The following is a 13,398-nucleotide window of genomic DNA, read 5'->3' on the forward strand; positions in this document are numbered from 1 at the left end:
CGCAATTTCAGTTAAGCTAAACTGTAAACCTTATAGTTACTGGAAGGTCAAGCGACGAATATGAAAATTCAACAAGTGGCCGAAAAAACCGGCTTAACCAGCAAAACCATCCGCTTTTATGAACAAAAAGGACTGATCACCCCGCCGCATCGTGCCGATAATGGTTACCGGGATTACGGCGAACAGCATGTCAGTGAGCTACAAATGATTCGCCGTGCACGGCTGGTGGGTTTTACATTAGATGAGAGTAGCGATTTATTGGCGTTATCGCGCGATCCGTCTTTGCGTAGTGCCGATGTCAAAGCGCGAGCAGAGAGTAAACTGGTTGAAATTGATGAAAAAATCGCAGAGTTGGCGGCGATGAAAACCACACTGCATGCCTTGACTCAGGCTTGTCCGGGCGATGGTGACGCGCAGTGTCCGATTATCGAAGCACTGCGCGGTGACAGTGAGTTAGGCGATTTAAAAGCCGATGCCACAAGTTGTTGCGCATCGGGGACCCAATCGCCAGCGGTCAATTAAACGATCAGTAAAGCAGTGAATAGAGCTGGCGGCGATAGCGTGAGGCGATCTCGTTGCCTTGGCCGAGTGCTGCCAAAATATCCATAAAGGTTTTCTTGGCTTCACCATCGGCGTAATTAAGATCGCGACGCAAAATACCCATCAAGAGTTCAAGCGCATCTTCACTGCGGTTAATGTGATTAAACTGCAAAGCCAGCTCGTACGCGACACCTGCATCCCCTGGATTTTCTTCAAGCGTCGCTTGCAGGCGTCGAATTTCGGGGCCATCTGCGGCTTGATGGTGCAATTCAATTTTTGCGATCAATGACTTATAAGTCGCGTCTTGATCTTGCAGCAAAATGGTCTCAAGAATGGCTTGTGCGGCATCAAACTGGTGGGTTTCTACCAAGCATTCTGCAAGGGCAAGCTTGTATTCCGCTTTATCGCCAAGACTGGACTCCAGCGGCTTAATGATCACAAGCGCATCGGTATAATTGCCCTCTGCCATTAACTGGCGCGCCTGATCAAAGGCTTGACTCTCTTGACTAGGTAAGTGCTTATCAAGCATTTCGCGCACTGTGTCGTAGTTTTGTGGGCCAGCTAAACCGTCCACTGGCTGACCATCTTTGAACAATGCCAGCGTTGGAAGCGCACGGACACCGAATTGGGCGGCAATCATTTGTTGCGCTTCACAATCAATGGTTGCAAGGGTAAAGGTGCCATGACTGTCGTGAGCAATTTGTTCGACGGTGGGTTTTAGCTCCACGCTTTCGGGCATCATATTAGCCCAAAAGTAAATCAGCACAGGCGTGCGTGACGATGATTCGAGAATTTGCTGAAAATTATGCTCGGTTAATTCGACGATATAGTTTGCGTTCATCATGGATCCTGACGATATGGATTTTCACTAAGGGTGGGGGCAAACGTGCAGAAATTCAAGCAACTGGCCCTGTAATTGCGTGTTTAAGCTCGATGGAATGTGCAAAACAGACAGGGGGCGAGGAACGAAAAAGCCACCTTTTGGTGGCCTATTTCGTCGGTCTGCAAAAAAGCGACGTTTTAACAATAACACGTGCGGGTTAGAACAAGAGCACCACGCACAATGCGACGCTCAAGCAGAGCCAGTTTAACTGATGTAAGGTCATCCGCCGGCTCCTGTTGTTGTGTTTGTCTTTATAATGCTACCTGTTAACAAGAAGGCCCCGTTGCCCAAAGCCTTTGTCGTCATTACAAATTAGATTAGCCCACCTCTATGACAAAAGTATGACAAATGAGGCAGTCAGCACATTTTTTACCGCGACGGCTTATTGTTGCATTAACTGCCTTTGAGCAAGACCCGATCCAGCCAACCTCTAGGGAGCAGTCGCTTGAGAATCGCCATCCATACGGTGGGTTGAGTGACGCGATAACGCACCTTGGGGCGAGGCGAGAACAAGGCATGCGTCAGTGGCGCAACCAGCGCGTCGGCGGGTAGGGTATATTTGTTGCCGCCTTCGTCTGCAGCAAGACGGTCGATTTGGCTTTGATAGGCTTGCTGGTGGCGACTTTTATTCGGGTCGACCCAGTGTTTAAAGGCGCTGAGCGCATTGGCACGAAACGCCGTTTCAATCGGGCCAGGCTCAATCAAGCTCACCTTAATCGGCGTATCGCTCAGCTCTAAACGCAGGGTATCGGTCCAGCCTTCAAGCGCAAATTTACTCGCATTGTAGGCTCCACGGTATTTGAGCGCGACAATGCCAAGCACCGAGCTGTTTTGCACAATCCGTCCCCCGCTATGACTGAGCAGCATCGGTAATAAGGCTTGGGTTAAATGGTGCCAGCCAAACACATTGGTCTCAAACTGAGCGCGCAGCGCGTCGGTGGGCAAATCTTCCAGCGCACCAGGTTGGCCGTAAGCGCCATTATTAAAGAGGCCAAACAAGATCCCACCGGTCATTTCATCAATCGTGGCCACCGCGCGATCAATGCTGTTGCTGTCCGAAACATCTAACTGAATGCAGGTTAATCCTTGTTGCTGCAACCGTGTGACATCCTCCGCTTTTCGGCAGCTTGCGATCACCGTGTGGCCCTGAGCATGCAAGGCGTTGGCACAGGCAAAACCGATACCTGTTGAACAACCGGTGATAAGGATCGCGTTTTTTAAAGGGGGGGGTGGCTGTCATCGTTATCCCTATTGGTTGATTGTTGTTGATTAACTGTCAGGCTGTGACAGATACGGTACCAGTTGCTCTGCCATAAACTCGGCAATCCACGTTTGGGCGGCCGGCATCGGATGAATGCCATCATCACGCATCCATTCAGGCTTTTGGATCACAGACTCCATAAAAAAGGGCAGTAAGGGGGTTTGTGTTTGCTCTGCCAGTGTAGGATAAATATCAGCAAACCCTTGCGCATAGCGCTGGCCGTAATTGGGCGGGATCTGGATTTGTACTAACAACGGCTTGGCATCGCCCGTATGTGCCTGAGTGATCAATTGCTTAAGGTTGTCTCGTATACGGTTGAACGGCCAACCCCGCAGGCCATCATTGCCGCCGAGCTCGATCAGCACCCACTCAGGTTGGTGGCGCTCAAGCAGTTGCGGCAAACGTTGTAGGCCATTGCCTGTGGTGTCACCCGATATACTGGCATTGATCACCTTAACATCTAGGTCGCGATCTTGCAGCGCGCGCGGTAGCTTGGCAGGCCAGGCTTGTTCAGCTGCCATTTGGTAGCCAGCGCTTAGGCTATCACCGAGGACGAGGAGCGTTTGTGCACTGGCACTGCTCACCCACAAAAAACACAACAAAGTAAGGATGCGTAACATGGCCTCTCCTGTTATTCGAGCCGAAAAAATTGCAAAACATGTCGTGACACGCGAACAGCCGCTTACCATTTTGCAGGATGTCTCGCTACAAATCGAGGCGGGTGAGTCGATTGCACTAATGGGCGTGTCGGGCGCGGGAAAATCGACCCTTATGACTTTGCTTGCCGGGTTAGATACGCCAAGTGAAGGCGAAGTCGATCTGCTCGGGCACAAGCTTTCCACCTTGGACGAAGATGCCCGTGCCGCCCTGCGCGCGGAATCGGTAGGGTTTGTGTTCCAAAGCTTTCTTTTAGTGCCATCACTGAATGCATTAGAAAACGTGATGCTACCACTGACCATTCGTGGCGAAAACGAAGACGAAACCCGCGCCAAGCAACTGCTGGCCTCGGTAGGATTGCAAGGACGGGAAACACACTTACCTTCACAGCTCTCTGGCGGCGAACAACAGCGTGTCGCCCTCGCGCGCGCCTTTATTATCCGCCCGCACGTGTTATTTGCCGATGAGCCAACCGGTAACCTCGACCAAAAAACCGCCGCAACCATTATTGATTTACTGTTTGAGCTGAATGAAAAGCATGGCACCACCTTGGTGTTGGTCACTCACGATCCGGCGCTGGCCAAACGCTGTCAGCGTACCTTGATGATGGACAGCGGCAAACTACAGGAGCACGTCAATGGCGAGTAATAATGGACTGCTTAACCGCTGGGCGTGGCGAGAGCTTTTGCATGGACAGATATGGCCGGTGGCGGTGGCGCTGGCGCTGATTATCACCTGTGTGTTCGCGCTTTCCGCATTGGCCGATCGAATTGAAAACGTCCTCACCCAACAAGGGCGCAACCTGATTGCTGCTGATACCGTGTTAAGCACGCGCCAGCCTGTGAACACCGAGCAAATTGAGACCTTTAAACAAGCGGGCACCACGGTATCAGCACAAACCCGCTTTGGCACCATGGCATTCAGCGAACAAAACATGCAGCTGGTGAGCGTGAAAGCGGTGGATAGCCTCTATCCGTTGCGTGGCGACTTGGTGTTGGAGCAAAACGGCCAAGCCCTAACGGGAGATCGACGCATTCAGCCCGGTGAGCTATGGCTGTCTGAGCGGGTGTTTAGTTTGCTCGATGTTAAGCCGGGCGATAAGGTCTCGATTGGTAATCTTGATCTGAGCGTCAGTGGCACCTTGGCCGCCGAGCCAGAGCTGTCGTTTAATCCTTTTAGCCAAATGCCTGCGGTGATGATGCACCGTGATGATGTGCCTGCCGCCGGCGTGGTACGCGAAGGGAGCCGGGTACGTTATCGCTACTTCTTAACCGGTGATGAGCCAAGTTTAAGTGCCGCAAGGGACAGCTATACGCTGCAAGACGGCGAGCGCTGGGTGGATGAAAACACCTCTGATCGTACTGGCGATATGCTGGATCGCAGCCGCCAGTATTTATCTCTTACCGTCGTTTTAGTGATTGTGATGGCCGCGGCCACCTTAACGCTCACGTGTCAGCACTATGCCAAAAGTCGCGCCGATTTGGTGGCGATGCTAAAAAGTCTGGGCGCCAGTCAGCAGTGGGTGCGGCGCTGGTTAGCGCGTCAGCTGACCTTATTGTTTGTGTTAGCGACCGTGGTGGGCTTAGGCGCCGGCTACCTATTGGAAGTGCTCCTGCGTTTACCACTAACCGACGTATTGCCCTCACCGCTGCCCAGTTACGGCTGGGTGCCATGGGTGCTCGCGCCAGGGGTTGCTTTGTTGGTGGCGTTACCTGCACTGGGTGTGCCATTGCTGAAATTACTGGATGCGCCCGCGTTGGCAGCCGTGCAATCGCAGGCTGGCAGCGGGCGGCATCGTCGTGGTACCGCCGCTATCCTGATAGCGATTCCGGTTGGCGCGCTTGCGCTGTGGGCGTTTGATAACACCTTATTATGGAGTGTGTTAGCGGCGATGGCAGCGATGATCGTGCTGCTCGCATTGGCTGGCTTAGGCCTGCTCAAGCTGGTGAAATCGCGCGTACGCGCGCCGTCGGTGAAATTGGCCCTCAGCCGGATCACCCGCAACAAGCTCGCTAGCAGTGTTCAGCTTGGCGCGCTAGCCATTTCCTTTATGCTGTTGGCGATCATCTGGCTGCTGCGTACCGATTTGCTCGCCGATTGGGGACGGATGCTACCACCCGATGCGCCCAATGTGTTTGCCATGAACATTGCACCAAGTGCGCAACAAGACTATGTGGGAGAGCTCGACCAAGCCAGCTTGATGCGATCCGATGCGTATCCGATCGTGCGCGGGCGGTTAGTGGGCAAAAATGGCGAGCGCTACCAGGTTTCCACCGATGAAGCCGAGCGCGATGAAGCCGATGAAGCGCTGCGCCGAGAGCTTAACTTTACCTGGCGTGAAACCTTGCCTTCGCATAATGAGGTGCTTGCGGGCGACTGGCCAACCGAAAATGGCGTATCGGTGGAAGCGGATATTGCCGCGCGTTTAGGGATTGAGATTGGCGACAGCCTCACCTTTAGCGTCACCGGCCAAGACTTTACCGCCACGGTCAACTCGATTCGTGAAGTCGAATGGCGCAACATGCGGCCTAACTTCTATTTTATTTTCGATCGTGACACTCTCGCCGACAAACCGGCCAACTGGTTGGTGAGCTTCCGACTTGATGAATCACAAACGTCATTGCTCAATCGGTTGGCGCGGGAATACCCAACCGTCACGCTGCTCGATTTACGCACCATGAGCAGTCGTATTCAATCGATTTTGCGTCAAATTGGCTTGTCGCTCTCTGTGTTGGCAGGGCTGGCGGTGATCAGCGGCTTGCTACTGCTGCTGACCTTGCTGCGTATCAGCCTGAGCGAACGCCAGCAGGAAATTAACCTCTACCGCACCTTGGGGGCCAGCCGCACCCGTATTCAACGCACTCTGTGGAGTGAGTATGGGGTGATGGCCTTGGTGTCGGGGTTAATGGCGGTGCTTGGCGCTGAAGCGGCGATGGCAGGGCTGCTCAAATGGGGCTTTGAAATGGAAGTACGTTTGCATCCCGAGCTTTGGGCGGTGCTACCGGTGTTAGCAGTGGGGTCGGTGTTTGTCACCGTCGCCTCAATGCTGGGTAAACTGATTGACCCGCAACGGCGTTAACACGGTGCGGGTGTAAAGCATCCTCGTTTTACACATAACAAAGCGGGTATCAAGAAAATTGATACCCGCTTTTTTGTATCAAACGTCCAGTAAAATCTGGCCAGTAACACGCTTGTGCGAAAGGTAAAAAGCGCTATTTAAATAAAGACTGCATCGCTTCTTCCACCTTGGGGTGCTGGAACTCAAAGCCTGAGTCCTCTAACGCATGCGGCAAGGCGCGCTGGCTATCGAGCAACAAGTGCGAGGCTTCGCCCATCATGGTTTTGATCGCGAGTGTGGGAACAAAGAACACATGCGGGCGTTTTAAGGCACTGGCGAGCGCCTGGCTAAACCGTTTATTGGTCGCTGGCTCCGGGGCGGTGCAGTTAAACGGCCCTTTGAGCTCAGGGGTGTTGAGCAGGTGGATAATGGCACCGACCATGTCATCAATATGAATCCACGGCATATATTGCTGCCCTTTGCCGATCGGGCCTCCGAGCCCAAGCTTGTAAGGCAGCATCATCCGTTTCAACGCGCCCCCCTCGGCACTTAACACTACGCCGGTGCGCAGCAAACACACTCGGGTGTTGGTTGAGGCGCCTTTCAGTGCAATTTTCTCCCACTGATGACACACGTGCTGGGCAAAGTCATCGGCATGAACCATCAAGGTTTCATCAAAGGCGCGATCTTGCTGATCGCCGTAATAGCCCACCGCCGAGCCACTAATAAAGGTGTGAGGTGGGGTGCTGCTGGCATGGATTTTTTCAACCAGCTTTTCGGTCAGCCCCCAGCGGCTGGTACAAATAATCCCTTTTTGTTGCTCACTCCAACGTTTATCAGCGATAGGTTCACCGGCCAAATTAATCACGGCATCAAAATCATTCAGATGCGACAAATCATCGAGCCGCTCCAGCGGTGTAACACTATTGGCAAAACATTGCGTCACTTTTTGCACCGACCGAGACAGCACGGTGACTTGATGCTCAGAGAGTAATCGCGGAATTAGCGCCTGACCTATCAGGCCAGTGCCGCCGGTAATAAGAATCTTCATGCCTGATGTCCTAAACGTGTTGTTGTAATCCCTAACCGTAACGCTAAGAGGGTTTTAGACTTAGCGCAAGTGATTGCTTTGCATCCTGATACGTACCGCAACCAAAATCGGTTGGATCGCGCAGTTTTTTGCTCTGCTTCTCGCACCTTGGTTTGGGAGTGTTAACATAAATAGGCACATAAACACCGTGTTTACTGTTAATACGCAAGGAGTCATGTCGCCTACATGCAAGCGTTATTCAAATCATTGCTGGGAAGCTTTCGTGACCTATTACCCATTATCTTGGTGATTGGCTTTTTTCAGGTCATTGTGCTGCAACAACCGCTGCCCAACTGGATCTCAATTACCTTTGGCTTGGTGCTGGTGGTCGTGGGGCTGACCTTATTTGTGTACGGCTTGGACATGGGGCTATTTCCAATTGGCGAATCGATGGCGCATTCGCTGGCCCACAAAGGCAGTTTAGGTTGGTTGATTACCTTTGCGTTTTTGCTCGGGTTTGGCACCACCATTGCCGAACCCGCACTCACCGCGGTAGCGGCAGAGGCGGCAGATGTCGCCGCTAACGGCGGGATGATACACACCAGCGAAGTGGCTAAAGACAACTACGCCAATGGCCTTAGGATCACGGTGGCGCTTTCCGTCGGCTTTGTGATTGTGTTGGGCGTGGTGCGGATTATAAAAGGCTGGCCGATCCACCGTTTAATCATTGGCGGCTATTTGCTGGTGGTGGCGATGACCATGGTCGCCCCGCCGAGCATTATCGGCATTGCCTATGACTCGGGTGGGGTAACCACCTCCACGATTACAGTGCCATTGGTGACCGCGCTCGGCGTGGGGCTAGCAACCGTGATTAAAGGGCGTAACCCCATGGTGGATGGTTTTGGCTTAATTGCGTTCGCCTCGCTATCACCGATGATCTTCGTGATGGCCTACGGCATGGTGGTGGCATGAGTAATAACCTCACCCTGTTTCTCGACACTTTTTTCTCCACCGTGCGCGATGTGATCCCCATTATTGCGATCCTTGTTGGTTTTCAGCTATTTGTACTACGCAAAGCGCTCAATAACCCCAAACGGATCATTCTCGGTTTTTTCTATGTCATCTTGGGCTTGAGCCTGTTTTTAATGGGGCTGGAGCTCGCGCTATTCCCGCTGGGATCGTCGATGGCCGAGCAGCTGACCGCTCCTGAGTTTATTGGGGCTGCAATTAAAGCAAGCGGCGAGATTAACTGGCAAGCGTATTATTGGGTATATATTTTTGGTGCCGCGATTGGCTTTAGCACCACGGTCGCTGAGCCCTCGTTAATTGCGGTAGCAATCAAAGCAGCCAAGGTTTCGGGCGGGGCGATTCGGGTGAATGGCTTGCGCGCCTCGGTGGCGCTTGGCGTGGCAATGGGGATTGCCTTGGGGTGTTATCGCATTGTGGTGGGCGATCCGCTCCACTATTACATCATCACCGGCTACGTGGTGGTGGTGATCCAAACCTATTTTGCCCCGCCGTTTATCGTGCCCTTGGCCTATGATTCTGGAGGGGTGACCACCTCAACCGTCACCGTACCCTTGGTGACGGCGCTGGGGTTAGGGCTAGCCTCTACCGTACCGGGAAGAAACCCGATGCTTGATGGGTTTGGCTTAATTGCGTTTGCCAGTTTGTTTCCGATGATCACCGTGATGGGCTATGCCCAAATCACAGCCTATTTACAAAAAAAGCACGCACAGCGTTCATCGTAAGGAGAGCCTATGCGGTTCAAATTAATCATGGCGTTTATTGAAGATGCCAAAACCGATGCGGTGCTCGATGCCGCTAGAAAAGCTGGCGCCACCGGCGCCACCATTATTAACAACGCACGTGGCGAAGGCTTGGTTCAGAAAAAAACCTTTTTAGGCCTCACGCTCGATGTGCAGCGGGACGTGGCGATCTTCCTGGTGGAAGAGCACCTGGCGCGCGCCATACTCGAAACCATTAATGATGTGGGCGAGTTTGATGCCACGCCTGGCAGTGGTATCGCGGTGCAAATTGATGTGGAAGATGCCGTGGGCGTGGCCCACCAAATGCGAGAATTAACCGAAGTGGTGAAGGACGAGTTATGAAACAACATAAAACGGTAAGAGATGTGATGCATGCCCATGCCGTGTGTATTGATGGGCTCACCACGGTCGAAGAAGCGATCCGCATTGCACGCCAAGAAGATGTCAAAGCACTGATTGTTAATAAACGCGACGACAGCGACGAACACGGCCTGGTGTTAATGAACGACATTGCCAAAAAAGTGCTCGCCAAAAACCGCGCGCCATCTCGGGTGAATGTTTATGAAATTATGACCAAACCCGCGCTTAGCGTCTCTCCCGATATGAATGTGAAATACTGCGCCCGTTTATTCGAACGCTTCGGCATCAGCCGCGCCCCCGTGATTGAAAACGGGCAAGTCCTCGGCATGGTGAGTTATAACCTAATCGTGATCTACGGCATGCTTGCCGAAGAAGTAGAGAGCCAGCATAGGAAGGATTAGGGGGTGATGTTAGGTGGTTTGGAGGGAATGGGGCTAGCTCATTTTTGCCCCAAAATGAGCTAGGGGACGAATTGTTATTTCGGATGATTAGCTAGTTTTGTTATACAAAAAGTAATGGATGGCAAGAAGCAGTTTGATCCTAGAGTGCTGTCTTAAGATGTAATAATGCTGATAAATTTATTGAATGTATTGTATATCTACCTATATCATATTGTCAGTCAAGCCGTACACGTAAATCTAATCAGATATGAATATCTCAAAAAAAATAAAGAAGAGCAGCGCAATAGCATCATGGAGCGGATTTATATACCAAGGGAAAATAGCTCTCTACCATTGTATTCATTTGCTCATCAGTGGCAATTCAAATGCAGATCATTTAAAAGTTGAGACGCTTGACGATTTTGTTATTTATGACTTGGAGGGGAAGGCTTTAAGTCTTCATCAGGTTAAAGCGAGAGACAATAGAAGACGCTCAGCATATGACGAAGCTCTTAAACAGGCTGCTGAAATATCTACAAGCAGTATAGATAAAACTACCAGACGTTGGTTCCATGTTTCTTGTGAGTTGGATGACTTTTCTCCTTACACCCCGACTAATGCAACTCAAAACCAAGTAGATTTTTATCATTACTCAGATGACAACCAGTACCTTAGGCTCGATCATGTTAATGAGCAGCTAGAACAAGCGGTCTCTGACTATTTAGAAAAGGTTAAACTAAACTGTTCCCCCCTACTAATCCAGTACAAGCTCGGTCTTCTATGTACTCTACTTGATACAAAAGTTATTTCTGCGCATGCCAAAATTCATAATGATAGTGAATTGAAATTTGATTCGGCAAATAAGACACCAATATCCCTATCTGAAATTGAGGAATGCTTAAAATCGGAAGTGCTGGATGAAACTGATGAAAATGTCGTCTTAAACCGTTTTAGGCGCAATATCTTGGATAGAACGGATGAATTGATTGAAAGCCACAAAGAGTCGGATGATATATCACGTGTAGACGTATTAGTCTGCCGGAATGCAATAGCGCTAATGAACTTGGAAACATTAAAGCGACTTTACTACTCCAAAAAACCAAATCTTGATTCGGTTTCCATTAAAGGGTTTAGCGATGATAGTGTCGAAAGTTATATGAGCATTATTGCAATCTTAGAGCGGTTAGTTGTTCTTAAGGATCTCCCTCATTATTATCAGCCACAATATGGTACGTATCTGCCGACAGCTATCCAATTAAAAAAGATTAATGAAAAGCTCTCTCTATCAGACATACAGAACAATGTGGAGGCTTTACGTGAAAACTCAATTATTCAGGATGTGTTATATGAATATAACAATTTGGTTGTTGATATGAAGCATTCAGCTTTCCCACTTAGTGAAGCCTCAAAATTAACAGGTAAGTTTCTGGATATTTCTGATGATGATTTAAATCAGAGTCGCCTTACCAAAATTCATAATGTGAGGTTTATATCTCTAGACGATGCCCAAGAGGAACTAAATGATTAAAAAAATTATTCAGAAGGTGGTAAAAGGTTCTCCTTGCCAATTCCTGCAACTTGAGACTCTACTCGAAGATCTGGCATTTTATAAAGCTGATCATGTAAGCTATCAGCGTTTTCTCGTTGTTTTAGAATCAGATAAGCTCAGTACACCTTCCGAGCTAAATGAGTACATACAAGGCAATACTCCTCAGAGCCTTCTGGAAACCCCAACTTTTGCAAAAAACACCGATTTAGTTATTCTGTTTCGGTTAGATAGTCTGACTAAACTTCATCAATACGAGCATAAGATCTTTGATATAGAGGAAAATGCATACAGTCTCAAAAAACATGTTCTCTACTACACAGAGGCTGAACTAGAGAAGCTAAAGCAATACTTAGATACGGGAGGAAGTATAGAAAAACTAATTACAGAACCTGAGTCCTTTAATCACTATAAGCAATACCCTTTTAAAGAGTCAGCCTTTAGTCTAGCTTGTCGCCTATACGTTAAGTTTCCGTTTCTAGCTGTTCCAGCAAAAGAAGCAGTATTAACAAATGCAAATCAACTTGCAGATCAATTTCTAAGCGAGCAGAAGCTATCGGGTTTTTATAATTCAATAGAGCTACAATTGACCAACGGTGATGGGTATCAAGAAGTCATGGAGGAATTAATTAATGAACAAATGGCGGATTAATCGGCTGAAAATAAATGGCTTCAAAATATTTAATTCTTTCGACGAGCAATATAACAACGCACTCATTATCTATGATGGTCCAAATGGATTTGGAAAAACATCTTTGTTTGATGCCAAGCAATTATTGTTTCGCGGTCAGCTACCACGCATTGCTGCCAGGCTAAAGCCTGTTACCCCCAACAAGCATAGCTTTAAAAGCAATCTTTACCGTCACAACGGCTATACTGGCGATATTCGTATCATCGCTGAGCTGACAAATGGCAGTCAGACAATAAATATTATGCGCAAAGCTGATGCCAAAGATATGAAAGCGAAAATGAACAAGCCAAGTGACTTTTCTATCTTTAAGTTATATCAATCAGAAGAATTTGATGACTGGTCATCAGCAGTAGAAATTTTAGATGAAAATGCATTCTGGAAGAAATACTTAGGAGGTAATTTTAAAAAGAATTTTGATGTATTGAACTACCTACAGCAAGATAGCAAAGCGCTTATAATTCCAGATGGTTGTTGCGAGGACACAACAAGAACGAAACAAATAGAACACCTTATAAACCTTGATGAGTTAAATGCTCGACTGGACAATATACGAAACTTAAAAATCGCCCGCAAAAAGGCTTATGATCATGAGATAAGAGTCCGTGATTCTTTAAAAGTTGAAGTTGAAAAACTTAAGCAGCAATTATCTGCACCAGGTCAATCTATTGAATATTTACGATTAACAACTAATGAGGTGATTCCAGTTTGGGACTCTGAGACTCCATTAACAGCCGAACGTCTAAATGATTATCCCAATCATTTAGTTTCTGTTAACTTACTTAAAACGCTTGTTGAGCACTCTGATGAGGTGGCAATACGAGAACGAAACCGCCAAAAGAGTGCTTTTTTGAAGACTGAAGAATTTGTTCTGACAGTTAGACTTGCTTCACATATCGACAAACTAAAATCATTAAGAGATCTACGCGAAAAAAGAAAGCCATTAGAGAAAATGATAATGGTTGCAAAAAAGAATGCAACTGAACTTAAAGAGATTGATTTACCTCTGTTAAAGCAATCGTTAGCCGACGGGTTTGATGATTTTTCCGAATTAGTTAAACAAAAAGAACAACTTCAAACTTATCAAAGTACGATCGGTGATACTAAAACCAAAACGTTGGAATTACGTAATAGATTAAAAGCCACAATAAGAGAAAATGAAAGTAGCTGTCCTCTCTGTGGCTTTGATTATAATGAGTATCAACTCTTAATTGATGCAATAGATG

Annotated in this window: 14 protein-coding genes; 10 read left to right on the forward strand and 4 right to left on the reverse strand. The window is 48.7% G+C overall.

The features are described 5' to 3' along the window. Positions 1-60: 60 nt before the first annotated feature. Positions 61-522 (forward strand): Cu(I)-responsive transcriptional regulator, encoded by a 462-nt coding sequence (gene cueR / locus BZG78_RS07030; protein ID WP_077660762.1) that lies wholly within the window; start codon positions 61-63, stop codon positions 520-522. 4 nt (positions 523-526) lie between these two features. Here the strand turns inward: cueR and BZG78_RS07035 are convergent, their stop codons facing one another. From BZG78_RS07035 to tesA, 3 genes are all read right to left on the reverse strand, one after another. Beyond that, a complete protein-coding gene (locus BZG78_RS07035) occupies positions 527-1,381 on the reverse strand; it encodes a co-chaperone YbbN (RefSeq protein WP_025744736.1) in 855 nt (284 codons plus the stop codon). A gap of 435 nt (positions 1,382-1,816) precedes the next feature. Beyond that, the gene (locus tag BZG78_RS07040; protein WP_077660763.1) at positions 1,817-2,632 is read right to left on the reverse strand and encodes an SDR family oxidoreductase; all 816 of its coding nucleotides are present in this window, start codon (positions 2,630-2,632) and stop codon (positions 1,817-1,819) included. 60 nt (positions 2,633-2,692) lie between these two features. Continuing rightward, a complete protein-coding gene (gene tesA / locus BZG78_RS07045) occupies positions 2,693-3,304 on the reverse strand; it encodes a multifunctional acyl-CoA thioesterase I/protease I/lysophospholipase L1 (RefSeq protein WP_077660764.1) in 612 nt (203 codons plus the stop codon). Here tesA and BZG78_RS07050 point away from each other — a divergent pair. Both BZG78_RS07050 and BZG78_RS07055 read left to right on the forward strand, forming a co-directional pair. Then, positions 3,303-3,989: an ABC transporter ATP-binding protein gene (locus BZG78_RS07050; protein WP_077660765.1), complete on the forward strand. Its 687-nt coding sequence runs from the start codon at positions 3,303-3,305 to the stop codon at positions 3,987-3,989. The two genes, tesA and BZG78_RS07050, sit on opposite strands and share 2 nt — an antisense overlap. Beyond that, complete coding sequence (locus BZG78_RS07055) at positions 3,979-6,420, forward strand: FtsX-like permease family protein (protein WP_077660766.1); 2,442 nt, start codon at positions 3,979-3,981, stop codon at positions 6,418-6,420. Before BZG78_RS07050 ends, BZG78_RS07055 begins: the two co-directional genes overlap by 11 nt. Before the next feature lie 133 nt (positions 6,421-6,553). Here the strand turns inward: BZG78_RS07055 and BZG78_RS07060 are convergent, their stop codons facing one another. Next, entirely contained in the window at positions 6,554-7,450 is an 897-nt protein-coding gene (locus tag BZG78_RS07060; RefSeq protein ID WP_077460079.1) for a TIGR01777 family oxidoreductase, read from the reverse strand. A gap of 225 nt (positions 7,451-7,675) precedes the next feature. On the opposite strand from BZG78_RS07060, the gene BZG78_RS07065 reads away from it, so the two are divergent. The 7 genes from BZG78_RS07065 to BZG78_RS07095 form a co-directional block, all read left to right on the forward strand. Next, positions 7,676-8,401, forward strand: coding sequence for a DUF1538 domain-containing protein (locus BZG78_RS07065; RefSeq protein WP_077660767.1), 726 nt, complete (start codon positions 7,676-7,678; stop codon positions 8,399-8,401). After that, positions 8,398-9,180, forward strand: coding sequence for a DUF1538 domain-containing protein (locus BZG78_RS07070; protein ID WP_077660768.1), 783 nt, complete (start codon positions 8,398-8,400; stop codon positions 9,178-9,180). Before BZG78_RS07065 ends, BZG78_RS07070 begins: the two co-directional genes overlap by 4 nt. 9 nt (positions 9,181-9,189) lie before the next feature. Beyond that, positions 9,190-9,540 carry a P-II family nitrogen regulator gene (locus BZG78_RS07075; protein WP_077660769.1) on the forward strand — a complete coding sequence of 117 codons (351 nt, stop codon included), beginning with the start codon at positions 9,190-9,192 and terminating at the stop codon, positions 9,538-9,540. Beyond that, complete coding sequence (locus tag BZG78_RS07080; protein WP_077459689.1) at positions 9,537-9,959, forward strand: CBS domain-containing protein; 423 nt, start codon at positions 9,537-9,539, stop codon at positions 9,957-9,959. Before BZG78_RS07075 ends, BZG78_RS07080 begins: the two co-directional genes overlap by 4 nt. A gap of 247 nt (positions 9,960-10,206) precedes the next feature. Continuing rightward, entirely contained in the window at positions 10,207-11,466 is a 1,260-nt protein-coding gene (locus tag BZG78_RS07085; RefSeq protein WP_077660770.1) for an ABC-three component system protein, read from the forward strand. After that, complete coding sequence (locus tag BZG78_RS07090) at positions 11,459-12,136, forward strand: ABC-three component system middle component 1 (protein ID WP_077660771.1); 678 nt, start codon at positions 11,459-11,461, stop codon at positions 12,134-12,136. The genes BZG78_RS07085 and BZG78_RS07090 overlap by 8 nt, the downstream gene beginning before the upstream one ends. Next, the coding region (locus tag BZG78_RS07095) for an ATP-binding protein (RefSeq protein ID WP_131826072.1) at positions 12,117-13,398 on the forward strand (1,282 nt) is incomplete at its 3' end. The genes BZG78_RS07090 and BZG78_RS07095, both read left to right, overlap by 20 nt.

Origin of the sequence: Salinivibrio sp. MA351, from assembly GCF_001996065.1 — a bacterium.
Classification (GTDB): Bacteria; Pseudomonadota; Gammaproteobacteria; order Enterobacterales; family Vibrionaceae; genus Salinivibrio; species Salinivibrio costicola.

Excerpts from the sequence above, each read along its gene's own strand:
- cueR (WP_077660762.1), top strand. The coding sequence starts at position 61 with ATGAAAATTCAACAAGTGGCCGAAAAAACCGGCTTAACCAGCAAAACC.
- BZG78_RS07035 (WP_025744736.1), bottom strand. The coding sequence starts at position 1,381 with ATGAACGCAAACTATATCGTCGAATTAACCGAGCATAATTTTCAGCAA.
- BZG78_RS07050 (WP_077660765.1), top strand. The coding sequence starts at position 3,303 with ATGGCCTCTCCTGTTATTCGAGCCGAAAAAATTGCAAAACATGTCGTG.
- tesA (WP_077660764.1), bottom strand. The coding sequence starts at position 3,304 with ATGTTACGCATCCTTACTTTGTTGTGTTTTTTGTGGGTGAGCAGTGCC.
- BZG78_RS07055 (WP_077660766.1), top strand. The coding sequence starts at position 3,979 with ATGGCGAGTAATAATGGACTGCTTAACCGCTGGGCGTGGCGAGAGCTT.
- BZG78_RS07060 (WP_077460079.1), bottom strand. The coding sequence starts at position 7,450 with ATGAAGATTCTTATTACCGGCGGCACTGGCCTGATAGGTCAGGCGCTA.
- BZG78_RS07065 (WP_077660767.1), top strand. The coding sequence starts at position 7,676 with ATGCAAGCGTTATTCAAATCATTGCTGGGAAGCTTTCGTGACCTATTA.
- BZG78_RS07070 (WP_077660768.1), top strand. The coding sequence starts at position 8,398 with ATGAGTAATAACCTCACCCTGTTTCTCGACACTTTTTTCTCCACCGTG.
- BZG78_RS07075 (WP_077660769.1), top strand. The coding sequence starts at position 9,190 with ATGCGGTTCAAATTAATCATGGCGTTTATTGAAGATGCCAAAACCGAT.
- BZG78_RS07080 (WP_077459689.1), top strand. The coding sequence starts at position 9,537 with ATGAAACAACATAAAACGGTAAGAGATGTGATGCATGCCCATGCCGTG.
- BZG78_RS07085 (WP_077660770.1), top strand. The coding sequence starts at position 10,207 with ATGAATATCTCAAAAAAAATAAAGAAGAGCAGCGCAATAGCATCATGG.
- BZG78_RS07090 (WP_077660771.1), top strand. The coding sequence starts at position 11,459 with ATGATTAAAAAAATTATTCAGAAGGTGGTAAAAGGTTCTCCTTGCCAA.